At 36.4% G+C, this 23,956-nt stretch carries 27 protein-coding genes and 1 tRNA gene; 9 read left to right on the forward strand and 19 right to left on the reverse strand.

The window, feature by feature from the left end; genetic code table 11:
- The first annotated feature begins 403 nt into the window (after positions 1-403).
- The 5 genes from AB5M32_RS05195 (at position 404) to AB5M32_RS05215 (ending at position 5,902) form a co-directional block, all read left to right on the forward strand.
- Entirely contained in the window at positions 404-856 is a 453-nt protein-coding gene (locus AB5M32_RS05195; RefSeq protein ID WP_010718669.1) for a MarR family winged helix-turn-helix transcriptional regulator, read from the forward strand.
- Positions 853-2,580 (forward strand): ABC transporter ATP-binding protein, encoded by a 1,728-nt coding sequence (locus AB5M32_RS05200; protein WP_178285755.1) that lies wholly within the window; start codon positions 853-855, stop codon positions 2,578-2,580. The genes AB5M32_RS05195 and AB5M32_RS05200 overlap by 4 nt, the downstream gene beginning before the upstream one ends.
- Positions 2,577-4,382: an ABC transporter ATP-binding protein gene (locus AB5M32_RS05205; RefSeq protein WP_178285753.1), complete on the forward strand. Its 1,806-nt coding sequence runs from the start codon at positions 2,577-2,579 to the stop codon at positions 4,380-4,382. Before AB5M32_RS05200 ends, AB5M32_RS05205 begins: the two co-directional genes overlap by 4 nt.
- Positions 4,383-4,457: 75 nt before the next feature.
- Positions 4,458-5,477 (forward strand): phosphotransferase family protein, encoded by a 1,020-nt coding sequence (locus AB5M32_RS05210; protein WP_161298825.1) that lies wholly within the window; start codon positions 4,458-4,460, stop codon positions 5,475-5,477.
- 122 nt (positions 5,478-5,599) lie between these two features.
- Complete coding sequence (locus AB5M32_RS05215) at positions 5,600-5,902, forward strand: hypothetical protein (RefSeq protein ID WP_010718673.1); 303 nt, start codon at positions 5,600-5,602, stop codon at positions 5,900-5,902.
- Positions 5,903-6,290: 388 nt separating this feature from the next.
- On the opposite strand, the gene AB5M32_RS05220 is transcribed toward AB5M32_RS05215, so the two are convergent.
- The 7 genes from AB5M32_RS05220 to AB5M32_RS05250 form a co-directional block, all read right to left on the reverse strand.
- A complete protein-coding gene (locus tag AB5M32_RS05220) occupies positions 6,291-7,217 on the reverse strand; it encodes an anti sigma factor C-terminal domain-containing protein (protein ID WP_178285751.1) in 927 nt (308 codons plus the stop codon).
- Positions 7,217-7,684 (reverse strand): RNA polymerase sigma factor, encoded by a 468-nt coding sequence (locus AB5M32_RS05225; protein WP_010738038.1) that lies wholly within the window; start codon positions 7,682-7,684, stop codon positions 7,217-7,219. Before AB5M32_RS05225 ends, AB5M32_RS05220 begins: the two co-directional genes overlap by 1 nt.
- Before the next feature lie 412 nt (positions 7,685-8,096).
- Positions 8,097-8,408: a DUF1292 domain-containing protein gene (locus AB5M32_RS05230; RefSeq protein ID WP_010718676.1), complete on the reverse strand. Its 312-nt coding sequence runs from the start codon at positions 8,406-8,408 to the stop codon at positions 8,097-8,099.
- Positions 8,409-8,431: 23 nt separating this feature from the next.
- Positions 8,432-8,863, reverse strand: coding sequence for a Holliday junction resolvase RuvX (gene ruvX / locus AB5M32_RS05235; RefSeq protein WP_010718677.1), 432 nt, complete (start codon positions 8,861-8,863; stop codon positions 8,432-8,434).
- Complete coding sequence (locus AB5M32_RS05240; protein ID WP_010718678.1) at positions 8,860-9,126, reverse strand: IreB family regulatory phosphoprotein; 267 nt, start codon at positions 9,124-9,126, stop codon at positions 8,860-8,862. The genes ruvX and AB5M32_RS05240 overlap by 4 nt, the downstream gene beginning before the upstream one ends.
- A gap of 268 nt (positions 9,127-9,394) precedes the next feature.
- The gene (locus AB5M32_RS05245) at positions 9,395-10,111 is read right to left on the reverse strand and encodes a DNA/RNA non-specific endonuclease (RefSeq protein ID WP_010718679.1); all 717 of its coding nucleotides are present in this window, start codon (positions 10,109-10,111) and stop codon (positions 9,395-9,397) included.
- 285 nt (positions 10,112-10,396) lie between these two features.
- Positions 10,397-10,467: transfer RNA gene (locus AB5M32_RS05250), tRNA-Gly, on the reverse strand.
- Between the two features lie 119 nt (positions 10,468-10,586).
- On the opposite strand from AB5M32_RS05250, the gene AB5M32_RS05255 reads away from it, so the two are divergent.
- Together AB5M32_RS05255 and AB5M32_RS05260 are read left to right on the forward strand one after the other, a co-directional pair.
- Positions 10,587-11,339, forward strand: a complete 753-nt coding sequence (locus tag AB5M32_RS05255) for a threonine/serine exporter family protein (protein WP_010718680.1) — start codon at positions 10,587-10,589, stop codon at positions 11,337-11,339.
- Positions 11,340-11,354: 15 nt separating this feature from the next.
- Complete coding sequence (locus AB5M32_RS05260; protein WP_063627444.1) at positions 11,355-11,846, forward strand: threonine/serine exporter family protein; 492 nt, start codon at positions 11,355-11,357, stop codon at positions 11,844-11,846.
- Positions 11,847-11,988: 142 nt separating this feature from the next.
- Here the strand turns inward: AB5M32_RS05260 and AB5M32_RS05265 are convergent, their stop codons facing one another.
- Positions 11,989-12,852 carry a TIGR03943 family protein gene (locus AB5M32_RS05265; RefSeq protein ID WP_010718682.1) on the reverse strand — a complete coding sequence of 288 codons (864 nt, stop codon included), beginning with the start codon at positions 12,850-12,852 and terminating at the stop codon, positions 11,989-11,991.
- A gap of 10 nt (positions 12,853-12,862) precedes the next feature.
- Positions 12,863-13,813, reverse strand: a complete 951-nt coding sequence (locus tag AB5M32_RS05270; protein WP_034710704.1) for a permease — start codon at positions 13,811-13,813, stop codon at positions 12,863-12,865.
- A gap of 221 nt (positions 13,814-14,034) precedes the next feature.
- Between AB5M32_RS05270 and AB5M32_RS05275 the strand changes: the two genes are divergently transcribed.
- Positions 14,035-14,382, forward strand: a complete 348-nt coding sequence (locus AB5M32_RS05275; protein WP_178285748.1) for a thioredoxin family protein — start codon at positions 14,035-14,037, stop codon at positions 14,380-14,382.
- Between the two features lie 292 nt (positions 14,383-14,674).
- Here the strand turns inward: AB5M32_RS05275 and AB5M32_RS05280 are convergent, their stop codons facing one another.
- The 10 genes from AB5M32_RS05280 to dnaX form a co-directional block, all read right to left on the reverse strand.
- Entirely contained in the window at positions 14,675-14,935 is a 261-nt protein-coding gene (locus AB5M32_RS05280) for a hypothetical protein (RefSeq protein WP_002328071.1), read from the reverse strand.
- 144 nt (positions 14,936-15,079) lie between these two features.
- Positions 15,080-15,946, reverse strand: coding sequence for a 16S rRNA (cytidine(1402)-2'-O)-methyltransferase (gene rsmI, locus AB5M32_RS05285; protein ID WP_010718684.1), 867 nt, complete (start codon positions 15,944-15,946; stop codon positions 15,080-15,082).
- A 541-nt stretch (positions 15,947-16,487) separates the two neighbouring features.
- Positions 16,488-16,832: a DNA replication initiation control protein YabA gene (locus AB5M32_RS05290; RefSeq protein ID WP_010718685.1), complete on the reverse strand. Its 345-nt coding sequence runs from the start codon at positions 16,830-16,832 to the stop codon at positions 16,488-16,490.
- Positions 16,825-17,649 (reverse strand): stage 0 sporulation family protein, encoded by an 825-nt coding sequence (locus AB5M32_RS05295; RefSeq protein ID WP_034699017.1) that lies wholly within the window; start codon positions 17,647-17,649, stop codon positions 16,825-16,827. Before AB5M32_RS05295 ends, AB5M32_RS05290 begins: the two co-directional genes overlap by 8 nt.
- Positions 17,650-17,684: 35 nt before the next feature.
- Positions 17,685-18,626: a DNA polymerase III subunit delta' gene (holB, locus tag AB5M32_RS05300; protein ID WP_178285746.1), complete on the reverse strand. Its 942-nt coding sequence runs from the start codon at positions 18,624-18,626 to the stop codon at positions 17,685-17,687.
- 8 nt (positions 18,627-18,634) lie between these two features.
- A complete protein-coding gene (locus tag AB5M32_RS05305; RefSeq protein ID WP_010718688.1) occupies positions 18,635-18,964 on the reverse strand; it encodes a cyclic-di-AMP receptor in 330 nt (109 codons plus the stop codon).
- 14 nt (positions 18,965-18,978) lie between these two features.
- Positions 18,979-19,623 (reverse strand): dTMP kinase, encoded by a 645-nt coding sequence (tmk, locus tag AB5M32_RS05310; RefSeq protein ID WP_178285744.1) that lies wholly within the window; start codon positions 19,621-19,623, stop codon positions 18,979-18,981.
- Between the two features lie 63 nt (positions 19,624-19,686).
- A complete protein-coding gene (gene recR, locus AB5M32_RS05315) occupies positions 19,687-20,283 on the reverse strand; it encodes a recombination mediator RecR (RefSeq protein WP_010718690.1) in 597 nt (198 codons plus the stop codon).
- A 23-nt stretch (positions 20,284-20,306) separates the two neighbouring features.
- Positions 20,307-20,618, reverse strand: coding sequence for a YbaB/EbfC family nucleoid-associated protein (locus AB5M32_RS05320; protein WP_010718691.1), 312 nt, complete (start codon positions 20,616-20,618; stop codon positions 20,307-20,309).
- 24 nt (positions 20,619-20,642) lie between these two features.
- A complete protein-coding gene (gene dnaX, locus AB5M32_RS05325) occupies positions 20,643-22,391 on the reverse strand; it encodes a DNA polymerase III subunit gamma/tau (protein ID WP_034699015.1) in 1,749 nt (582 codons plus the stop codon).
- A 297-nt stretch (positions 22,392-22,688) separates the two neighbouring features.
- Here dnaX and AB5M32_RS05330 point away from each other — a divergent pair, with 297 nt between their 5' ends.
- On the forward strand, positions 22,689-23,936 hold the full coding sequence (locus AB5M32_RS05330) for an SPFH domain-containing protein (RefSeq protein WP_010718693.1): 1,248 nt from the start codon (positions 22,689-22,691) through the stop codon (positions 23,934-23,936).
- Positions 23,937-23,956: the final 20 nt, after the last annotated feature.

Consider the following 23,956-nt stretch of genomic DNA (forward strand, 5'->3'; position numbering starts at 1 on the left):
GCTCTATATAGAATGGCTTTATACGTTTTGATGTTGGTGAAGTTCACCAACATCTTTTCATTTTTCCCCCTTCATTTCCCTCATTTGATCCCTCCAGTAAAGAAAAACAATCAAATGTGTCCTCAATAAATATCCTATTCCATTCCTCACATCTACTAAGTCCTAATTCAGTCGTTTTAAGAAATTGTTTTAGCATTCAAATTTCCCCTACTAGAAATGTGTCCTCCATTCTTATGAATCCAGTCGTTATACTAGTCACTTCTTATTTTTTTCGACCAACTATTATTCTCTAATAATAAAAACAAAGAACCCTATCAAAAGACTAAATTCTATCATTGACATTAGTACGAATTCGTATTATTATCATAAGTACGAATTAGGATTATAAAGGAGAGGTTCATAAATGGCTGAAAAACACACGAATCAACGAATTGGAAAAATAACTTCTACACTTGATGGTGTTTATTGGAAAATTTCAAAATTATCTGGTGTCAAAGAAAATTTATTTTGGCTCTTATATGTTTTAGACGATGGAGAATTCCATTCACAGAAACAAATCTGCGAGGATTGGTCATTTCCCAAAACAACAATCAATACGCTGATCAAAGAATGTGAATCAGATGGATACATTACTCTTAAAAATATTCCTGGGAAAAAACGTGAATTACAAATCTGTTTAACTGAAAAAGGTCTCCTCTATGCCCAAGAAGTATTAAAACCGGTATATGAGATTGAAAATAAAGCCCTTCAAGAAACTATGAAAATTGCACCAACTTTTATTGATGATTTTGAGAGATTTTCCAATGAACTCTTTTTCTCTTTAGAAGATTACTTAAAAAGGAGAAATGAATCATGAAAAAATTATTTTCCTTCTTAAAGTCATATTATAAAGAAACTATAGTAATGATCTTATGTGTTTTCATACAAGGATTTGGAACATTATATATCCCTACCCTCACTGCAGATATTGTGGATAATGGTATTCTTCAAGGGGATTTAGATTATATCTGGAAAATTGGTACGCTGATGATTTTGGTAGCACTTACTATCATGAGTTTTTCCATCTTTGGTACTTATCTTTCTTCAAAAATTTCTGCCTATCTAGGCCGTGACCTTCGAAATGCGTTATTTCAAAAAGCACAAAATCTATCAATAGATAAATTCAATGATTTCGGGCCAGCTTCAATGATCAGTAGAAATACCAGCGATGTAACAAAAATCCAAGAAGCTTTTTCTTCATCAGTTGAAATGCTCTTACCCGCTCCTTTCATGGCAATTGCTGGATTAGTTCTCACTTTTTCAAAAGATACTGGTTTAGCAATCAGCATCATGGGAATCATGGTGGTCATTCTTTTCTTAGCTTTTTTAATTAGCAAAAAAGCGATTCCTCTTCTAGCAAAACAGCAAACGCTTTTTGACAAGATGAATAAGAATATTAGGGAAAAAATTACTGGTGTCAGAGTCATTCGTGCCTTTAATCGTATGGATTATGAAAAGAGCCGTATGGATAAATCCTTTTTTGACTACAATAAAACAGCAGTTAGTATAAATAAACTATTTGCCATCCTCATGCCGATCATTACGCTTATCATGAATTTTTCTACATTGTTGATTGTCTATCTAGGAAATATCAGAGTAACCAATGGATCAATGCAATTAGGAGATATCATTGCCGTCATCGGATACTCTTCTATCATTCTTATGTCATTGATCATGGGACTTGCAGGAATCACTAGCCTTCCGAAAGCAAAAATAAGTGCAGATAGGATACTAGCTGTTTTAAATGTCGAGGTAGATGATTCCTCAGAGACTTCTATCAATGAAACTGATGAAGTAACGGAAGTAATCAAATTTGATAAAGTGTCTTTCGGTTATGCAAATGCTGAAGAACCAGTGTTGGAAGACATTAGTTTTAGTGTAAAGAAAGGTCAAACTACAGCTATCGTTGGAAGTACAGGTTCTGGAAAATCAACAATCGCAAGTTTACTTATGGGATTTTATCACTCTTATACAGGAACTATTTCCTATAAAGGGAAAAATATCAAAAATTTATCTAGTGCAGCCCTCCGAGAGGAAATTGGCTATGTGCCTCAAAAAGCTTTTTTATTCAGTGGCACGATTTTAGATAATCTTAAACATGGTAAGAAAGATGCAACAGATGAGGAAATCACTCATGCTTGTAAAATTGCTCAGGTCAATGATTACATTAACAGCTTAAATGATAGATTTGAAACATCAGTAGCACAAGGAGGAAATAATTTTTCTGGTGGACAAAAACAAAGACTAGCCATTGCACGTGCATTAATTAAAAAGCCTGAGTTATATGTATTTGATGATAGCTTTTCAGCCCTAGATTATAAGACGGATGCGAAACTTCGGTCACTCTTGAAAAAGGAAACAAGAGAAGCCGCTATGATTATTGTAGCTCAGAGAATCAATACAATTATCGATGCCGACCAAATCATTGTTTTGGACGAAGGTAAAGTAGCAGGTATTGGCACCCATCAGACTTTATTAGAGACTTGCTTACCTTATAAACAAATCGTTGATTCTCAGTTTAGCAAGGAGGATATCGCATGAGTAACACGACCGTAAATGGAAATCCATCAAAAATAAAGAGTGTGAAAAAAACAACTTCTCGTCTGTACACTGATCTCATGGGACAAAAATGGAAACTACTATTAACTCTTATAGGTGTAGGGATTAGTTCGTTACTGAGTATAGTTTATCCTTTGTTATTAGCTCAGGCTATCAATCTTATTGCCCAAGAAGTTCAATTACCTGTACAAACAAGTAACGCATTTACAATAGGCATACACTCAATGAATACGTTGCTGCTATTGCTAGTTAGTATTTTTTCCGCCAGAGCTTTGTTTAGTTATCTGCAACAATATGTCTTGGCAAGTGTTGCAGAAAATGTCACGCTTTCAATGAGAAAACGAATTAGTGAAAAACTGAATAGAGTGCCACTTCGATTTTATGATACACATAAAAAAGGAGATATATCCAGTCGTATCACTAGCGACCTTGAAAAAGTTTCGACAACCTTACAAGATGGAATTTCTCAACTGCTTTCTTCATTTGTAGCAATGATTGGTGCCTTGTTCATCATGTTTATGATTAGTCCTTTGCTGTCTTTGATTGTACTAGGCACTGTGTTCTTGAGTCTGGTAATTGCTTCAATGTTCACGAAAAAAACACAGGTTGCTCATGCTGAGAACCAGAAAGCTTTGGGAAACATGAATGCTCAGATCGAAGAAGCATTCACAGGAAATATAATTATTAAGGCGTTTAATATCCAAGATGAAATGATTCAGAATACTGCGTCTTTAAATGAAGATCTGTGTCAGAAAGAAAAAAAAGCAAAGTTCATTACTTACGTCATCAATCCAATCATCCAATTTATGAACCATTTAGGCTATGTTGTAATCGCAATTGGCGGGGCAATTCTTGTTTTAAATGGAAGTATTTCAATTGGGTATATTCAAGCGTTTTTACAATATATTGAAAAAGTATCTGAATCAGTGTCTACATTTGCCTATATCTCTAATTCACTTCAAGGAGCTATTGCCGCTGCTGAGCGGATCTATCAAATAGAAGATGAAATAGAAGAAATTCCTGAAACGAACAAACGCATTAGCTTACCTAAAGTCAAAGGACAAATGCGTTTTGAAAATGTTCGTTTCGGCTACAAAGAAGACATGATGTTGATGGATAACATCAATATTGATGTTAAAGCGGGAAGTAAAGTGGCCATCGTTGGTCCTACAGGTGCTGGCAAAACAACATTAGTTAACTTAATCATGAGGTTTTATGAATTAAATGGAGGTAAGATTTCTATCGATAATGTCAATATAACGGAAATGACTCGTCAAGAATTGCGTTCGATCATTGGGATGGTTCTCCAAGATACTTGGCTATCCTCGGGTACTATTGCTGAAAATATTGCTTATGGAAAAAGAGATGCTCCAGAAACTGAGATTATCAAAGCCGCTAAAGCTGCACGAATCGATCATTTTATACGTACCCTTCCTGATGGTTATCAAACTATTTTGGATGATGAAACATCAAATATTTCTGTTGGACAAAAGCAATTACTAACTATAGCTAGAGCTATTCTTGCAGATCCAGCAATTCTAATTTTAGATGAAGCAACTTCTAGCGTAGATACACGTACGGAAGCTGAAATTCAAAAAGCAATGGATGCCCTGATGAAAAACCGTACAAGTTTTATCATCGCACATCGTCTTTCAACAATTCAAGATGCTGATCATATTCTGGTCATGGACAAAGGAACGATTATTGAACAAGGGAATCATGAAGAATTGATTCGTCAAAATGGGTTCTATGCTGATTTATATAATAGCCAATTTGCAGCCTAATCTAAGGGCTTGGTATCAATGCTCTTTCGACGAATGAAGAAACTAAATTATTGCAAGTAACGTATGGAGGAAGGTATGAAGATTTCAACAAAAAATGCGCTAACAAATGAACAAATCAAAACAGTTATATACAAACAATTTAAACATTCTGAAGTTACGAGTATCAAGCAATTTAAGGAAGGAACGCTGAATACAGTCTACCTAATAAAAGGCACCCAAGAATTACGCAACGGAGTAGTATTAAAGACTGCACCTGACGAAAGTGCTGGTTTACCTTTGTTAGAAAAAGGCGGACTTTACACAGAAGTTTATGTTTATCAGTTGCTCCAAGATCATCATGTCCCTGTACCCAAAATGTATGCATATGATTTTTCAAGAAAAGTGATTCCTTATAATTACATTCTATTAGAGTGTGTTAAAGGAAAAACTTGGTCCAACTATTTTTCTAATTACTTGCTTTTAAATAAATCAAGACCTGAATTGATGAAAAAACTCGGGAAAATAAATGCTAAATTACATGGGATTGAAGGCGAATGGTTTGGCTATATCAAAGAAGAACGTCATTATCGTTACACATCTTGGAGTGAAGCATTTACGGCTATGGTTAGCGATTTGTTAGAGGATGCGCGACAGCACGGATACAAAATTCCGTATACTGAAATCTTATCTGCTATAGAACAAAGAAAAGAGTTGCTAGATGAAATTCAAATACCTAAGCTTGTTAATTATGATATGTGGACTGGAAACATATATTTGGCACCCAAAAAAGAAAAGTTGACTATCTCAGGTATCATTGATTTTGAACGATTCTTTTTCGGAGATCCATTAGCCACATTCCCTTCATTCATGTTAGATAGATTAGAAAAAGATCCAAATTTCATCTCAGGTTACAGTAAAGTGATAAATGATCATTTTACGTTTAGTCAAGAAGATAAGATTAGGCTTGTACTCTATGATATCTATACTCATTTGGTAGAAATAGCATGCACCTATCGCTATCCGAAAATTGTAGCGGAAATATACCGATACTATCTAAATTCAAAAATTAAAACCTTTTTAAAAAAATTGAGCCAAAATGAATATGTTATCAAATAAAGAGAATTCCAACTAACAAAAAGAATTAAAATAACTTAAAAAGATAAGTCTAACCAATCTATCTTAATGAAATATTTCTTGAAACCAAAAAATTAGGATGAATATAAAGGGTGAGGAAGCTTATGAATAAAAAAATAAAATTTCGTTTTGAAAACAATCAGTCTAATGATAGTTCATATGAAAATAAACAAATAAAATGGAGTTCATTAAATAAGACCGCCAAAACTAACGGACAACTATTTTTCATAAGTGATATTGATAAGTTAGAAATGGACATACAAAAATTTGCCTATGTGATTGATAAAAAAATTGTTGAATCTGAAGAAAATGCTTTGACTTTTCTGAGCAACAATCCTGAACGAATCCCTTGGTATATCAAGAAGTTGAAAGAACAATACGAGAATTGGAAAAGTTCATCAAAATAAGGGCTTGCGAATACTCTAAGCAATGAGAGTTTCTCTCTTGCTTGGAGTATTTTATTTTTCAGAAGAAATACGATATTTAAATACCTGTTATAACTCTATTCTTCTATTGTATTAGATGACCTACATTCATCAGTTGGCTGTTAACAAAAAAAGGACACCGAGGGTTAACCTTAGCCAAGCGACTAAAAATAAAGCAATTAAAAAACTTGCAGCACATCTAAACATTTAATGAACTTTGTTTGAGTGTTTATAGACACAAAAAGAATAGGATACACTTCATATTCGATTACAACAAAAGTGTCCAGAAATCCGTTGTCTTCTGAACACCCTCTGTTTACCTTTATAAAATAAAACGAACTAAATCAATTTCCTTGTTTAGGATAGCTTACTATTTTTCTGGTTCAATGTATGGAACAATCGGTACTGTTACACCAACAGAACTGCCTCTAACAAAGGGTTTGTCTTTTAGTTCTGCTAAATTCTTTGCTTGTCCTGTAATCATTACTCCTAAGACTTCTAGGTCATCTACTTTCTTATTTTCGTTTTCCTTTAGAAAATTTACCATTGCTTTATTATTCACAGAAGAAACGTGTGATTCAAATGAGCTGAAAAAATAATCTTTATCTGCTTCTGCATCAATCAGCTGATTCTTTTCATCAAAACTTAACTGAAAACCATACGTTGGCATACCGGAACGTCCTTTGCTTTCGTCTCTCTCTTCAGAAAACAAATACAACCAGACAACATTGACATTTTCCGGAAACATTTTTTTCACTTCACTATAGCGATAGGGCCGATCAAAGGAAATCGCTACTTCTGCAAGTAAATCATCCGTGCTTTTTAAATCCGCTAATTCATTTTTCACCCCACCATAATAGTTTTCAATCGTCGGATTGTAGAATGTGGCGACTTTTTGTTTGGTTTGACGATTATATTCATATGAATTTTTAAGGGAATGATACCAAGATGTCATCCGTTCATTATTGTCCACTTCGTTGCCAAAAACATTGTACTTACTATGTAAACTACTCCAGGGTACAATGTAGCCATCAATGTTTTTCGATTGGTTAGTTACGACCTCCCCGCCCAAAATTGAGCTGTTAGCAATCACTTGTGAGTCAATTTGTGTATTTGGTGACGCAATTGTTTGGTAAGCAAATAACGACTGATCTAGCTCATGATAATTTTTCGTAGCGACTTTATCTAATATAAAAACCAAGATACCCGACATCGTAATAAAAATTATGATTGAAACACAACTGACCATTATTATCTGTTTTCTTTTGGCTTTTTTGATACTCCTATTCAAATCCATCACTCATCCTCCCAGTTTGCCTTTAATTTTTTTCGTGCTCTGTATAATTGTTTTTTCACGGTTTCTACTTTTTGATTTAACATACTCGCGATGTCCTCATACGATAGTCGATAATAATACTTAAAAATCAGTAATTCTTGTTCTTGCCTTTTTAGCGAGTCGATAATCATCCATAAATTTTCTGATTCATTAGTTCCATTCGACTGCGAGTCAACATAGCGAAAAATAAGCTCTTTTTCACGCTTCTTTTTCCTGAATAGATCAATATAGTTATTGAAAGAAACTCTAAAAAACCAAGGACGTAAATTATCCTGTGTCATATAGATAAGAGAAGAAAATATAGTATCATAGGTTTTAGAAACAGCATCTTCTGCGTCTTCCAACGTACTCCCCTTTTCTATTAGCACTCTGATTACTTCTTGCCCTAATAAAAGTAATACTTCTTCAAATGTTCCCTCCTGTTTCATTTCATTTTCTCCTTTCATCTATACAACGCTTGAACATCTGAAAAAGTGGACAAGAATATTCACTTTATCTGTCATTTCATTCTTAGAAACAATGACAAGTCACATACTTCATCACAAAGAACCTCTTATTATTATATCGTACCCTACGAAGGGTTTTATATTCCTATCTAGAAATCAGATATTTTCTGCATACTTTATTCTTGATCATTCCTTAAAACAAAATACACTTAACTATTTTGACTCTATTATTTATGGGACTGATGAAACCGAGTTGATTGTTCAGACTCAGATTTGATTTTACTCCACTCATCAGTCCTTCTTGACAAAGAGCCGATTTTTAATAACCTTGGTCAAAACAAAACACAAAAAAGCTGAACCCTTATCCATCAAGGGTTCAGCCGTCATTTTAAGACTATTCTTCTTCTTCAGCCATGAACGTGTTGAATACTTCTTCAATCATGTCCCATTCTGCATCAGTTTCGATTTGTTCTAGTTCGCCTTCTGTGCCATCTTCATTTTCGACATAAGCATAGGCTTGCAACTCAACATCTTCATCTTCTGGTACACCAGCTGGATAAAGCAATACGTAGTTACGGCCAAATTCTTCTTGTCCATCAACTGTTAATAAAATTTCATATAACGTTTCGTTTCCTTGATCATCTACTAAGGTGATATGCTCGTGCCCTTCGTGATCGTGGTCATGTGTGTGGTTATGTTCTGTCATAAGTCTCCCTCTTTTCATTGAAATTAAAATAATTTTTTTCCTGAACCGTCTAAATAATTTTGTAAAATCATGACAGCAGCTAATTTATCAATCACTTTTTTTCTTTTAGCTCTTGATGTATTGGCTTGCTCAACTAACATTCGTTCAGCTTGAACTGTGGTTAGTCGTTCATCTTGATATTCAACTGGTAACGAGAATAATTCTTTAATTTTTTCTCCATAAGCCATTGAGCTTTCTGCTCTTGGTCCAATTGTATTATTCATATTTTTAGGTAAGCCTACGACAAATCGGTCTACTTCGTATTGATCGACTAGTTCTTTCAAACGGTCAAAGCCAAACTCTTCCGCCTCTTCATCAATACGAATGATCTCTACTCCTTGAGCGGTCCAACCAAATGGATCGCTAACAGCAATACCAACTGTTTTTGAGCCCACATCTAAGCCCATTACTCTCATATACTTACCCCATGGTTTGTTAGATAATCTTTAACAATTACTTCCATGATTTCATCGCGTTCGTGACGGCGTATCAAGTTTCTTGCATCACGATAACGAGGAATGTAGGCCGGGTCTCCAGAAAGCAAGTAGCCAACAATCTGATTAATTGGATTGTAGCCTTTTTCTTCTAAAGCCCGATAAACGATCGCTAATGTCTCACTTACTTCTTTTTTACGACTATCGTCAAAACCAAAACGTACGGTTTCATCTGTAAAACCCATGATTCTACACCTCTTTCCCGCAAGGTATTCATTTACCTTCTACACTTTTATTTTACTCGAATTACCTTAAAACTACAAATAAATCTTAAAAAACTTCCAGTTAAATTAATAAACAGACTTCTCATTACTTTAACATATTTGTGATCAAATGTTCAGTTACTTGATCGTATCTTAACCAAAGTATACGCTATATTTAAATAAATATAAGCTTTTTCGATAATTCTTCAAAAAGTTCATACTTTTTTCGTATACTATCAAATGTCATTAGCTATTTTTTTCTCGCCTGTCCGGTATCATAGTTGATTTCATAACCCTCTTGAACGTTATAAATAAACACATTAAATTTTATTTTTTTATCTTCAATACTTTCTGCTTCTAATTGCACTCCTCTGGCAACTAATTCATTCCCCTTAAAATGTGGAGTGACACGATAACGAACGTGATGATTGGTTTCTTTGATATAAGCGGCAATATCATTTTCATGGACTAGCATATACGGCGCATTTAATGAACGAGTACCTGTCATCAAATTTTTGATGTTGTTGTTTTGTCCAGTCAATTGATAACCAATCAAATGGCTACGATTATAAAGCCATTGGCCATCGCTTAATTTTTTTTGTTTCCAACCAGTTGGATCAATATACAACGGCTCGCGTTTTTCTTTGGGAAAAAGGTCTTTTCCCAATAACGCATTGGCCGCACCTACACGGTTCAATCGATCAATATTCGAATAGCTTTGCCATGTTCCTTTAGCTAAGCTCAAATCTTCTTCAGTGAAATCCGGACGATTCTGATTGATCTCAATTTCTTGATGCTTCCCATCATATTCTGGTACGTCTGCTACTTTTGACGCTTGTGGGGTTGAGTCAAATAACCCAGTAATTTGTTGAACGATATCTGAATTTTTTTGTGTTGATAGTCCTAGTGCCCCTGCTAAAACAGCAACAACCACACCCATAATGGCTTTTGTTGATTTTTTCTGCATTTCTTTACTCCTTTTCTAAACAACTATTCTAAACTTTAACATACGTTCCCCTTTTTTAAAATATTTAAACTTATTTTATTCCATTTATTTCTACCTTTAATTCTCTATACTAAGTAAAAATTGATCTCTTCTTAAAAAGAATACGTCATAAAAAATCATTGATCTTAAAACAGTATGTTTTCACTTAATCAAGCAAAAAATGCCTTGTGACTCAAAAACAAAAAACAGTATTGATCAAACAAAATGTGATCAATACTGTTTCTCTTCATTCTTATCGTTCGTTTAAGCGGGTGACGGGAATCGAACCCGCGACATCAGCTTGGGAAGCTGGGATTTTACCACTAAACTACACCCGCATCTTACAAAAATCAGTATACGCCTCTTTCTTTTCATACTCAAGTATTTATTTATTTCTCTTTTATTTAGTCATTTGTAGTAAAATAAAAGCAACAAATGAACTATTGGAGAAAATATTATGACAGAAAAAGAGTTGGATTTATTACTTGATACTTGTTTATTAGCTGGCAAAATCATGATGGAAAGCAATGCTGAGATGTACCGAGTAGAAGACACAATGAGCCGAATCGCTCTTGCTTCTGGCAATTATCGACTGGTCAGCTATGTTACTCAAACGGGTTTGTTTATTGGTCTTGACCGTACGTCAACCATTAGAATGGAACAAATCACCAATCGCTCCATTAATCTGGAAAAAGTTGTCAATGTCAATAATCTTTCTAGAAAATATGTTGCTGGTGAGTTAACTTTGAATGATCTCTACATTGCCTTACAAGCCATTGAAAAAGATCGGTCATTTTTCCCAGTATGGCTTCAAATTTTAAGTGCTGCGGTGATTAGCGGAACGATCATGGTATTATTTGGTGGAGAAATGAGTGATTTACCAATCACTTTGATGATCGGCGGTATCGGCTATGCGATTTACTTATATAGTTTAAAATTTTTTCGGATCAAATTTTTGTCAGAGTTCTTATCTTCCTTGTTAATTGGTCTTACAGCTATTCTCAGCGTTCGTGTCGGATTAGGTGCCAATCAGGATTTGATCATCATCGGTTGTGTCATGCCCCTTGTTCCTGGAGTACAGATTACAAATGCTATTCGGGATTTACTAGCTGGACACTATGTTTCTGGAGTTTCTCGTGGTACAGAGGCCATGATGACTGCCACAATGATCGGATTTGCGATTGCCTTTATCTTCCAACTTTTTTATTGAGAAAGGAACATGATGATGTGGAATCTATTTATTCAATTTTCTTTTAGCTTTTTAGCCACAGCGGCTTTTGCGATCATCACCAACGTTCCTAGACGTGCCTTGATTTGTTGCGGGCTCTCTGGTGCCTTTGGCTGGATGATCTATTGGGTATGTGTGGACTTAGGTGGTACGCCGGCTTTTGGTTCGTTACTGGGTTCTTTAGGTGTTGCATTTATCAGTGATCTTTTTTCTAAACGATTAAAAATGCCTGTAACCATCTTTAATATCCCTGGCATGGTACCACTAGTTCCTGGAGGTCTGGCTTATCAAGCAGTGAGAAATCTAGTAACTGGCTCGTATCAGGCAGCTGCAAGTTATACAGTTCAAGCGATCATGATTGCTGGTGCTATTGCTTTAGGACTCGTTTTATCAGAGGTCTTCAACCACAATATCCGAAACTTCAAATTAAAACGAGAAGCCATTTTTTTGAAACGAAAAAAAAGAACATCTAAAAACGTTCATAAATGAAAAAGTAACGGCGAAAATAATCGTGCCATGAATAAAAAAACAAAGTATCTAGAAAATAGGCAAGCTACAAGCTATTTTCAAGTACTTTGGTTTTTTATTGTCACATCAGTTATTTTTGTCACTAATAATTTTAGTCTTTGCTTTAAAATGACCGATACACATATTGATTTTTGGGCGCCTCGATTTTGGTTAGAGTATTGACCTCTACAACTGGAATGTCCCGTTTGAAGGGTTCATAGTAGTCAGATTGGATGGTGCCTTCGACTTTATACCACTCATCGTTTTTGACATTCGTTCCTTCCGGCATATGTGTCAATAGACCGAATACACCTGAGTCAGCAACGCAATGGATGATTCCAAAACGGAATAAGAAATTATCTTCTTTTTCCCCATCTGGCGTTTTATACACAAAGCCTTCATAAGAGATTTTTTTCCCAATAAATTCACTTGGGTAATTATAAATCAATTCCATGACTTCCAAGTAATTCTCATCAGTGATCTTAATAAGCTGTTTGTCATCATATTTTTCTTTTAATTTTTTCATCTGATCCAAATAGTCAGACTTGTTAAAATAAATGCTCGTATCAGGCTTTAAATATTGTGTCTGCATTTCAGGGTCTCCAACCGACTCCTTACTTATTGGAAAATTGAATCCTTTTGCTTCCACAATCGTCGTATCTAAACTGACTGTTGGAAATAAAGTACCGACAATAACAGGTAAAGCCAACAGAACATAAGCGATCACTCGTTGTGAGGGCTTGGTTAACCCGTGATCGTGATCATGATCGTGGTGATGGTGTACTTCTTCATCTACCTGTTTTTTCCCTTTTACTGAATCACTCTTGACCCAAATATACAATTGGACCAATGCAAGTAAAGCAGATAAAATCATCGATAAAATAGCCAAATAACGATAATGAACATTGATGTACTGATCTAATTTCCCAGATACTTGTAAATACATCATTAGCTCAAAATAACCAGATAATATCAAAAATCGTATCATACTGCTCCTCCTAGATAAATAATGTAAAACCAATCACACTAACGGCTATCAAACCAATGAGCATCAAAATAAAGCGACCATTAAAATAGCGTTTCATCATCAAAAGGTTTTTGATATCCACCATTGGTCCAAATACTAAGAATGCCACCACAGGAGCTGTACCAAAAAGGCTGAGTAAGGATGACCCGATGAACGCATCTGCTTCCGAGCATAGGGACATCGTAAAAGCTAGAAGAAGCATGATAATAATTGCTAGTAGTTTGGTTGAGCCCAGTGTCAACATGACACGAGTTGGCAAGTAAGTTTGCATACTAGCGGCAATCAGACCACCGACAATCAGATACCGACCCGTATCAAAAAATTCATCGATTGAATGTGTGAGGACATGACCTGTTTGCTGACTAAGTTGCTTGATTCTCCCAATTTTGACCTCCTCGTGTTCATTGGTACCATGGGTGTGGTCATGATGATGGTTGTGATGATGGTTATGATCGATTGTTTGTTGGATCTTCGTTTTCAATACACTTTCTTTTTGAAAATAAGCGAGCCAGATACCAATGATCAACGCTACCACAAAGCTTCCAACCATTCGCCAACCGGCCATTTCCCAAGAGTTCCCAAATGCAATAAAAGTAGAAAAAATGACGATTGGATTGATAATAGGTGCTGTTAACATAAATGCAAAAGCGGTATGCACAGGAACTCCTTTTTTGACAAACTGATGAACGATCGGTACGATCCCACATTCACAGGATGGAAAGAAAAATCCTAAAACAGAACCAGTCAAAATGGATAAAAAGCGATTATCTGGTAACCAGCGTTTGACTCGCTCAGGTGTTAAAAAGACTTGTAGTGCCCCAGAGATGAGACAGCCTAATAGAACAAATGGTAAAGCTTCAATAACGATTGATAGAAAAATCGTACTCATCTGCAATACCGAATTTGGTATAAAAGAAAACATTTTTTCGCTCCTTACTATAAACATCATTTGCCAGAATAATATACGCTTTTCGCTAAAAAAAAACAAGGTTACTTCTATTTCTTACCTAACTCTTATCTTTTATTTGATAAAAATAAGACAAGTTAATTGACTTTTTTTCTTATTGTGATTAAATTGGTTCACGAAATCTTTCACAACATTTATTGTGAAAGGCTGTTTTGATTAGGAAGGACGTTTTTTATATGAAAAAAACCACGAATCTATCAGAAGTACATCAGTCATTAGCACAAGATGAAACGGTAGTTCTTTACTTATCTATGCCAAATTGCAGCGTATGTCATGCTGTTCTTCCTCGTTTGAAGAAATTATTGGATCATTATGATTTTCCTAGTTTTCATTTAGATGCTGTGGAAACACCTGAAGTAGCTAGTGCCTTTCAAATATTGACTGCTCCTGTTATTTTGATCTACCATAAAAATAAAGAAGTCGAACGACAAGCACGCTTTATCAATTTTGCGAAACTAGAAACGCTGCTGGATCAGTTAAATAACTCTGATGAAACGATCAGCTATGAAGAATTGTTTCAGTAATCGTTGTCTTAACCTATACTATAGCTATATGAAGACAATTAATGCGCGCTAACCTTTAGATAGGATAAAATACTTCTTAGGTTTGCTTAAGTTACCTTCATCTTACTATGGGCGAAATTTTGGAAATTCGTTCTAGTATTTTTTTCACTATGGTTTATTTAGCCATGTAGTTGACATTACGTAAAAAACACCATAGAGGTTGAACTTCATTCAATCTCCATGGTGTTTTATTATTTGAAATCTGCGGGTAACATTGCACCGCACTAATTTCATAGTACTTCTCGCACTCGCTCTAGATTTTGAGATTTCGTGTATATTGATCTGGGTTTCTCACTTGCAAACTCTCAACAACTAGCTGATTACGTCGATTCAAGTGTCCTGTAACAGCAATGTTATATTTTCTTTCTTCCATCATCATCAACTTATCCGCAATCTCGACATTTGCAACAATACAATTAAGTGGCTGATGAATGGTTTCCAATGTAAACCGAACAAGCAATGGTTGCGTCTTTATCACTCTGATCTTATCAAGTAAACCTACATATGTTTTCACATTGATCACCTCGATAATTGTTAGAAAAAGTCTCAAATCAGTTAAATTTTCATTGAAATCAAATGGTCATTACCAAGAAAGAAACGTTCTTTCCTATGCAATTCGGACATAACTATCCTTCAAAAAATATCTTTTTCGATACAACTAGTCCAAGTCGTGAAATTGTCGATATACTTCTTGCTTTTTGAGTCCGTTTTTTACAGCAACAGCTTTAATAGCTGCATTTGTTTTTTCCCCAAGAGCAATCAACTGTTCGACTTGTTCTTTCAATGATCCTTCAATTTGTGTTTGTGGCTCTTCACTTCCAGTATTTCCTTCAACCAATAAACAGCATTCTCCCTTTACAGGGTGTTCTTCAATGTAGTCTAATAACTCTTCAATACTTCCACGTAAATATTCTTCATGGATTTTTGTTAATTCTCGACACAAAACAACTTGACGGTTACCAAAAACAGTCAACATATTCGTTAAAGTTGCACTGATCCGATAAGGAGATTCGTAAAAAATCAATGTAGCTGTGTATTCTTTCAATGTTTCTAACGTTGTTTGTTGTTCTTTTTTCTTTCTTCCTAAAAAACCATAAAATAAAAATGGCTGAGGTAACAAGCCTGAAGCAATCAACGCAGTCATCCCAGCAGTTGGTCCTGGAATAGCGACTACTGGAATCCCCGCTTGGATGCAAGCAAGTACCAGCTCATGTCCTGGATCGCTAATAGAAGGCATCCCAGCATCACTTACCTGTGCAATCGAGCGACCAGACATCAACTCAGCGATCAATTGCGGAATTCGTTCCTTATAGTTGTGTTCATGTAAACTTTTTTGCGGTGTCTGAATCTCAAAATGATTCAGTAATTTTTGGGTATTTCGTGTATCCTCACTGGCAATCAAGTCTACTTCTTGTAATATCCGTACACTACGATAAGTCATATCTTCTAAATTGCCAATCGGAGTCGGTACTAAATAAAGCGAGCCAGTTTCATGATGTCCTTTAAAACTTTTTTGATTAAGCATGATTTATTCTCCTGTGTAAGAGGTCGTGAAAGAAGCGGTTAACTCCGAGCAAATAAGAGAGGATTTTTTAAAATAGCTTCCCATATTTTAGAAAATCATCGCTTATTGCTGAGGAGTTGCTTCTTGAACGCCGTGTAAGAGGTCGTGAAAACATCGGGTAGCTCCGATGACAATAAGAAAGAATTTTTTGAAACAGCTTCTCATGTTTTGAAAAATTCAGGCTTATTTCAAGGAGCTGATGTTTGAACGCCGTGTAAAGGTCGTGAAAAGCATGGGTTGCTTCAAGAATTAAGAACGAAAAATTGAAAATAGCTTTTCATATTTTTAATTTTTTGAGCTTAATTCCGCAGATGCAATGCTTTGAACGCCATATAAGAGGTCGTGAACAACACGGCCTCCTTTAAGAATTAAGGGCGAAACATTGAAAAATAGCATTTCTTATTTTTTATTTTCGGACTTAATTCCATAGAAGTGATACTGTGAGTGCCGTTTATTGATCGCTAAAAATAAGCAATATCAGGCTTGTTTCAAATCTCTTTGTTTACCGTCCGCTTTCTCGATAGATGACTTCTAAACAAAAGGCACAAGGTTCGTCATTCTCACGTCTTGAGCCATAGAGATCATAACAAACATGAAAGCCTTCTTCATAAATCTTTTCTAAGTTCATACGAGATTTTGAAAGTTCTTGTTTCACATTATCTGCTGGTGTTTGTACTTGATTTAATTCCCGTAAATGCTCTCTTAAACGTTGATTTTCCATTTCCAACGTTGTATTTTTTTCAACGATCTCATGTAATGCTTGCTTCATTTCCACCAATTCAGTTAATGTATTTCTTAGCTCTGATTCTAATTGGTTCAAGCCATCATATAATGATCTCTTATCCATTTATCTCACCTACCTGGATGAAGTTTTTCAATTCATCCCATTCATATTCGATTGGATTTTCCCGACCTGTTAATCGAACATTTACTAGTCGATTAAGTAAGTTCAAGCCGACAACTTTCCCTTTACCATCAGGAGTGTTAACCACTGTTCCAAAATCTGGAAGTGCTTTTTTTGCTAATTCATATTCTTCATTTTCATATTGCAAGCAACACATCAAACGTCCACACAACCCTGATATCTTAGTCGGGTTTAAGGACAAATTTTGATTTTTTGCCATTTTGATTGAAACTGGGACAAAATCTCCTAAAAATGAAGCACAGCATAAAGGCCGTCCACATGGACCAATCCCACCTAGCAATTTTGCTTCATCTCGTACTCCGATTTGTTGAAGTTCAATCCTAGTACGAAACACGGCAGCTAAGTCTTTGACTAATTCCCGAAAATCAATTCGTCCATCTGCTGTGAATGAAAAAATGAGTTTACTACGATCTAACGTATATTCTACATGAATGATCTTCATTTCTAACCCATGTTTTTGGACTTTTTCTTTCGCAATCAGCCTGGCTTGTTCTGCATCTTCTTTATTTTTTTGCTCTTTTTCGAGTTCTGCTTGTGTCGCTTTATGCAAAATTGAACTGATTTGCTCAGGCAATTCTTCCGGATCAAGTTCTGCTTTAGGAATGGCGACAGTTGCAATATGTAAGTTTTTTTGAGTTTCAACGATTACTTTCTCGTTGTATTCATACGTTAATTGACCAGGTTTAAAATAATAGATAGGACCTGCTTCTTTATAACGGACACCTACTACTTCGACCATTTCCATCCCCCTTGACCCTCATTTTTCCTGCTGTCTCAGCCAGTAATTGTTTGTAAAACAAACTGTTCCGCTACTGCTTGGAAGCTGACATTGCTTCTTAATTTCTGTTCCGCTAATAAAATACGCTCAATCGTCTGATTAATACGTGTTACTTTTCTAAGATTTTCTGCTATTAAAGCTTGTTGTAAAGCTTCTTGATAATAAAACATTAAGATCGATAAACCAGTAAATTGTTGCGATTTTTCTTTAAAAGTCTTTATTAACCTTTTTTGAACATAAATGAATGCTTGTGTATCATTTTTTTGCAAATACACAAACCACTGTTGAATCGAATCCTTAGCATCATTAAACCATTCATTTTGCGATATTTCAACTGCTTTTGTGAAACTGTTCGTCAAGAAAGTCAAAAGTTTCGCTTTTTCTAAAGGAATCTGTGCTTGTTGTAATTTATAAATCAACGCATCTTTAGCCAGCTCCTGAAAATGCAAGATTTGGCAGCGTGATTGAATCGTTGGTAAGATTCGCCCAATCGAATCCGTTTCTAAGATCGCTAGAAAATCGCCTGGCGGTTCTTCTAAAAACTTAAGCAAACTATTTGCTGCACTTGCATTCATCTTTTCTGCTTCTTGAATAAGGAAAACTTTCTTCCGAGATTCATAACCACTACGACTAAATTCGGTTTGCAAACGTCTAATTTGATCGACTTTGATCGTTTGCCCTTCTGGTACGATCGTTAAAACGTCTGGATGTTCTTGGTTTTGGATTCGTTGACAATTATTGCATACTCCACAAGGAAGTTGTTCCTGCAGATTCGTACAAAACAGGTGTTGTGCTAACCAAATCCCCATTTCGTGTTTTCCCGTTCCTTTTTCGCCTTCAAAAAGATAAGCATGAGCGAGGCGCCCATGCTCAAAACTTCGTTGAAGCTGTTGATACACGATAGGTTGCATTTGATCCAGCGTAAATTCTTGATCCATGGCGCCTCCTAAAATTGATGAAATCCTTCAACTGGTAACACAAAGACGGTTGCTCCACCGACTTCAACTTCTACTGGATAAGGAACTCCACCGTCCATAGAGATATCCAACGTGACAGGTGTTGAAACAAATTGTTTTCTTGATTCACAAGTTTTTTTGATGATTTCTAATGCTTCTTCTACACGTTCGTCTTCAATCCCAACAATAAATGTACTGTTGCCAGCTTTCAAAAAGCCACCAGTTGAAGATAATTTTGTTGCACGGATATTGGCATCAATCAATTCATTGGATAAACGATTACTGTCTTTGTCTTGAATAATTGCTAAAATAATTTTCATATACAGTCACCTTCCTAGTTTTCAAAAAATTGTGGATATTGTTCAACAATGGCTCTGTAACTTGTTTGAAGTACCTCTTCAAAGCCCTTTCTTGCATCAATTTTATAAATACGTTCAGGATTCTCTTCAGCTATTTTTAAATACGCATGACGTACTCGTTGATGAAATTCCAATCCTTCTGAATCTAATCGATCGATTTGACCTCTTCGGTTCTCTTTAATGCGATGCAATCCAGTATCTGAATCAATATCGAGATAAAGGGTAAAGTCAGGTGTCGTACCTTCTGTAGCAAATTCATTCAAGCGGGCAATCTCAGAAACACCAATTCTACGTCCCGCCCCTTGATAAGCCAATGAGCTGTCTACAAATCGATCACATAAAATAATGCTTCCTTCTGATAAAGCAGGTAGGACTTTCTCGACCAAATGCTGTCTTCTAGCCGCAGCATATAGCAAAGCTTCTGTCCGTTCATCCATCCGATCATTTTTAGGATCAAGGATAACTGCCCGAATCTCTTCGGCAATCGGGATCCCACCTGGTTCTCTTGTTTGAATGATCTTTGTTTTTGCTACTTTTTTCAAAAGAGGGAATAACTCATTTAGAATACTGGTTTTCCCAGCTCCATCTGGTCCCTCGATCGTAATAAATAGTCCGTTCACATTTTTGCCCCCATCTCTTGCGTTACTTCTTTATTGTAGCCGAAATTCTTTTTTATAGAAAATTTATAACTCGCGTCTGCCTTCTACCGCTTTTAACAGGGTCACTTCATCAGCATATTCGATATCCGAACCAACGGATAAGCCGTGGGCCAATCGAGTGACTTTGATACCAGCCGGTTTGATCAATCGTGAAAGATACATGGCAGTAGCTTCTCCTTCAGTGGTTGCATTTGTTGCAATGATCACTTCTTTCACTTGATCATCATGTAGGCGTTCAAGTAACGAAGAAATGTTGATATCTTCAGGTCCAGTCCCTTCCATTGGAGAAAGAACCCCATGTAGAACATGATAAAGCCCACGATATTCCCGCATTTTTTCTAACGCCATCACGTCTTTTGGTTCTTCGACAACTAAGATAACCCCACGATCTCTTGAAGGATCTTTACAAATCTCACATGGGTCTTCTTCTGTGATGTTGCCGCAAACACTACAAAAATGAAGATCTCGTTTGACACTTAACAACGATTTAGCAAATTCATTCACGATTTCATCTTTCATATCGATCGTGTAGAAAGCTAATCTTGTGGCTGTTTTCTGACCGATCCCTGGCAGTCTCATGTAACTATCGATCAATTTAGCAATTGGTTCTGGATATTGCATTTTCATTACCCCTTTAGGAAAAATTAGAAGGGTAACCCCTTAGTGTATTTTCCCATTGTTTTTTCAGATTCTGCATCGATTTTTGTCAAAGCATCATTGACAGCCATCATCAACAGGTCTTGCAACATTTCTGTATCTTCAGGATCCACGACACCTTCACTGATTTGGATGTCTTTCATCCGACGATCACCTGTAAAAATAACTTTTACTAACTCATTGGTTGCTACACCAGTAAATTCTGTTTCGTTCAATTGTTCTTGTGCTTGAACCATCTCTTTTTGCATTTTTTGGACTTGTTTCATCATCCCTTGCATGTTTCCCATTCCGCGCATCATAATTGATCATTCTCCTTTTTTTATTTAATCATCAATGATTGTCACAACATCTGTGCCAAAGATTTCTTCGGCTTTCGTGACGATCGTTTCTTCACTTGGTGCTTGTTGAGGGATCAGTTCGATCTCTTCATCTGAATCTTCCGGAGCAAAAGAATCATCATTACTCCCGTCTTTTGCTTGGACTAAATAGTCTTTGCGGATCGTTGGCCAGCTTTCTCTCGTGATATAGACTGAATCTGGTGCATAGTCTTTGATCATTCGACTTAAATTATTATGGATCGCCAACTGTAATTCTTCGTCGTTAGCAGCTCGTTGACAAACGATCTCGTAATCAAACGCAATGACTAACCCAGTAGGACTAGCCGCAACTGGTTCACTTGCTTTAAGCATCGCTCGTTGTGTCACAGACAAACTCATCAACAAATCGTCCCAGACTTCTTTGACTTCATTCAAATGCTTTCTGGTCGCTTCTCTTAGAACCTGATACACTCGTTCAGTTGGTATCCGATACGTACTTGCTTGTTTCTTTTGAACAGGAGCTTGTGTTTGCTTGGCAGTAGTTGAAGGGGTTCCCCCATTCGTTTTGATCTCGTTGATCGCTTTTTTTAGCTCTTTGATCTCTGCTTGTAGCTGATTAATTAACTGACTGTCTACTTCACTTGCTTGGTTACTACTTGAAGGAGCAGCTGAACCAGAAGCTTGAGCTAGCTTGACGGTTGCTACTTCCAGATAGATCGTAGCACTATTAGTAAAACGAATCTCATTTTGTGTTTCACTCAAAATATGGATCATCTGAAAAAGTCGAGGTGCAGGTACTTCTTTTGCTAGTTCGACAAATGGTTCTCGAAGTGAAGTTGTTCGTTCTGCTACGAGATTTGGCGCTTGTTGGTACATCAGTAAATCACGACAATACTGTAAAAGATCTTCTAAAAAGCGCCGTGCTTCCTTACCAGCAGCTAAGATATCTGTTAATGATTCTAACGCTTTGGGCACTTCATTATTCACACAAGCGCCTAAAAATTCATCCATCATCTCGTTGGTTAGACTACCGGTTACTTGCATCGCATCATCCACAGTTACGATCCCATTACTAAAAGAAATCGCTTGGTCCATGATACTTAGCGCATCACGCATCCCGCCTTCTGCTGCTCGAGCAATAACCCCTAGTGCTGGTTCTTCATATTGTACGTCTGATTGCTTTAAAATGTATGCCAAATGCTCAACGATATCTGCTGCATTGATTCGTTTGAAATCAAAGCGTTGTGTTCTGGAAATGATCGTTGCTGGTATCTTATGTGGCTCGGTTGTTGCTAAAATAAAAATAACATTTTCTTTAGGTTCTTCTAAAGTTTTCAACAATGCATTGAACGCTCCGGTAGAAAGCATATGCACTTCATCTATGATATAGATTTTATAAGTTGCTTTTGTCGGTGCGTAGTTCGCTCGATCTCGAATAAAACGTATTTCTTCGACTCCGTTATTACTTGCTGCGTCGATTTCAATCACGTCTTCTTGTGTTCCCGCTGTAATCGACTGACACATTTCACAATGATTACAAGGTTCTCCATCTTGACTATTCGGACAGTTGATAGCTTTTGCAAAAATTTTAGCTGCACTCGTTTTACCAGTTCCTCGTGGTCCTGTAAATAGATAAGCATGAGAAGTTTTATGGGAAACGATAGCATTTTTCAACGTCTGTGTCACCGCTTTTTGCCCGACGATGTCTTCGAAACGCTGTGAACGCCAGACACGATAGAGTGCTTGATATGCCATGAAGATCCCCCTTTTTTGAAAAATTCACTATCTTTTATTATACGTGATTTTGCTAAAAAAAACTACTATAGTTATGAGAAGAATCATGATTTGTCGTTTGTAGTTACTTGTGTATTCCCCGATTCTTTCAAATAAATACTCACAAACAGCTTTCTCGATCTTCCTTGTTTTTTGCAACTGAAAGAAAATCAGCTAAACAGCTAATATCCATCTTTCGCCTGAGAGTTTTTCATTGCTCCTATGGTATAATAGAGTCATTCATTTAACAATCAACATTCATAAAGGGAGGAATTTTTTATGGGTCTTATCAAAGCAGCAACAAGCATGATCGGCGGTGGATTAGCAGATCAATGGATCGAAGTAATCGAACCAGCGGATATGAGCGATACAACAGTTATGACAAAAGGTGTGAAAGTACGTAAAGATGATAAACGTGGCTCCAATCGTAAAGGAACAGAGGATGTTCTAACTGACGGAACCGTTGTCCATGTCTATCCGAATATGATGATGCTCCTTGTAGATGGTGGTAAAATCATTGATTATACTGCTGAAGAAGGCTACTACACGATCAAAAATGACTCTGCTCCTTCCATGTTCAATGGTTCATTGAAAGGTGCGATCGCAGAAACTTTTGAACGTTTTAAATTCGGTGGCGTGACACCTCAAAAGCAACAAGTCTTTTATATCAATCTTCAAGAAATCAAAGGAATCAAGTTTGGTACCAGTGCGCCGCTGAACTATTTTGACAATTTTTACAATGCTGAATTGTTCTTACGAGCTCATGGTACTTATTCGATCCATATTACTGATCCAATTTTGTTTTATACCAACGCTATTCCTAAAAACAAAACGCAAGTAGAAATCTCAGATATTAATGAGCAGTATCTGGCAGAATTTTTAACAGCTCTTCAAGCTGCGATCAACCAAATGTCTGCTGATGGTCAGCGCATTTCTTATGTTCCATCAAAAAGCTTAGAATTAAGTAAATACATGGGCAATGTTTTAGATGAATCTTGGAATGAATTACGTGGTATGGAAATCGTTTCTGTCGCAGTAGCAAGTATTTCTTACACAGATGATTCAGTGAAATTGATCAATATGCGTAATGAAGGTGCGATGTTGGGAGATCCAAGTGTTCGTGAAGGCTATGTTCAAGGTTCGATTGCTCGTGGGATGGAAGCAGCTGGTAAAAATGATGCCGGCGCGATGACTGGCTTTATGGGCATGGGAATGGGAATGAATGCTAATGGTTCTTACCTTTCACAAGCAGCACAAAATAACCAGGAACAAATCAAACAACAAGCTGAAAAACAAAACCAACAAACTGCTCAAGGGAGCAATGATACTTGGACATGTCCAGTCTGCGGAACTGAAAATACGGGAAAATTCTGTTCTAACTGTGGGGCAGCCAAGCCAGTTGCAAATGTCCAACCAAAGTTACAAATGAAATGTAGTGAATGTAACGAAGTGGTCGATCTTTCAAATGGTATCCCTAAGTTTTGTCCAAATTGTGGAAAACCATTCAAAGGAATCCCACTCGACTAAGTTTTAGAAAGGTGTGGATA

Origin of the sequence: Enterococcus sp. C57 (genome assembly GCF_040887305.1) — a bacterium.
Classification (GTDB): domain Bacteria; phylum Bacillota; class Bacilli; order Lactobacillales; family Enterococcaceae; genus Enterococcus_B; species Enterococcus_B hirae.

Coding starts and splice junctions, on each gene's coding strand:
- recR (WP_010718690.1), bottom strand. CDS start 20,283: ATGCAATATCCAGAACCAATTGCTAAATTGATCGATAGTTACATGAGA.
- AB5M32_RS05270 (WP_034710704.1), bottom strand. CDS start 13,813: ATGTTTTCTTTTATACCAAATTCGGTATTGCAGATGAGTACGATTTTT.
- AB5M32_RS05200 (WP_178285755.1), top strand. CDS start 853: ATGAAAAAATTATTTTCCTTCTTAAAGTCATATTATAAAGAAACTATA.
- rsmI (WP_010718684.1), bottom strand. CDS start 15,946: ATGCTTAATCAAAAAAGTTTTAAAGGACATCATGAAACTGGCTCGCTT.
- AB5M32_RS05240 (WP_010718678.1), bottom strand. CDS start 9,126: ATGGGTTTTACAGATGAAACCGTACGTTTTGGTTTTGACGATAGTCGT.
- AB5M32_RS05305 (WP_010718688.1), bottom strand. CDS start 18,964: ATGAAAATTATTTTAGCAATTATTCAAGACAAAGACAGTAATCGTTTA.
- AB5M32_RS05205 (WP_178285753.1), top strand. CDS start 2,577: ATGAGTAACACGACCGTAAATGGAAATCCATCAAAAATAAAGAGTGTG.
- AB5M32_RS05220 (WP_178285751.1), bottom strand. CDS start 7,217: ATGGATTTGAATAGGAGTATCAAAAAAGCCAAAAGAAAACAGATAATA.
- AB5M32_RS05210 (WP_161298825.1), top strand. CDS start 4,458: ATGAAGATTTCAACAAAAAATGCGCTAACAAATGAACAAATCAAAACA.
- AB5M32_RS05230 (WP_010718676.1), bottom strand. CDS start 8,408: ATGACAGAACATAACCACACACATGACCACGATCACGAAGGGCACGAG.
- ruvX (WP_010718677.1), bottom strand. CDS start 8,863: ATGAGAGTAATGGGCTTAGATGTGGGCTCAAAAACAGTTGGTATTGCT.
- AB5M32_RS05330 (WP_010718693.1), top strand. CDS start 22,689: ATGGGTCTTATCAAAGCAGCAACAAGCATGATCGGCGGTGGATTAGCA.
- AB5M32_RS05195 (WP_010718669.1), top strand. CDS start 404: ATGGCTGAAAAACACACGAATCAACGAATTGGAAAAATAACTTCTACA.
- AB5M32_RS05215 (WP_010718673.1), top strand. CDS start 5,600: ATGAATAAAAAAATAAAATTTCGTTTTGAAAACAATCAGTCTAATGAT.
- AB5M32_RS05290 (WP_010718685.1), bottom strand. CDS start 16,832: ATGGATAAGAGATCATTATATGATGGCTTGAACCAATTAGAATCAGAG.
- AB5M32_RS05265 (WP_010718682.1), bottom strand. CDS start 12,852: ATGATACGATTTTTGATATTATCTGGTTATTTTGAGCTAATGATGTAT.
- dnaX (WP_034699015.1), bottom strand. CDS start 22,391: ATGGCATATCAAGCACTCTATCGTGTCTGGCGTTCACAGCGTTTCGAA.
- AB5M32_RS05295 (WP_034699017.1), bottom strand. CDS start 17,649: ATGGTCGAAGTAGTAGGTGTCCGTTATAAAGAAGCAGGTCCTATCTAT.
- AB5M32_RS05245 (WP_010718679.1), bottom strand. CDS start 10,111: ATGCAGAAAAAATCAACAAAAGCCATTATGGGTGTGGTTGTTGCTGTT.
- AB5M32_RS05255 (WP_010718680.1), top strand. CDS start 10,587: ATGACAGAAAAAGAGTTGGATTTATTACTTGATACTTGTTTATTAGCT.
- AB5M32_RS05260 (WP_063627444.1), top strand. CDS start 11,355: ATGTGGAATCTATTTATTCAATTTTCTTTTAGCTTTTTAGCCACAGCG.
- AB5M32_RS05225 (WP_010738038.1), bottom strand. CDS start 7,684: ATGAAACAGGAGGGAACATTTGAAGAAGTATTACTTTTATTAGGGCAA.
- AB5M32_RS05275 (WP_178285748.1), top strand. CDS start 14,035: ATGAAAAAAACCACGAATCTATCAGAAGTACATCAGTCATTAGCACAA.
- holB (WP_178285746.1), bottom strand. CDS start 18,626: ATGGATCAAGAATTTACGCTGGATCAAATGCAACCTATCGTGTATCAA.
- AB5M32_RS05320 (WP_010718691.1), bottom strand. CDS start 20,618: ATGATGCGCGGAATGGGAAACATGCAAGGGATGATGAAACAAGTCCAA.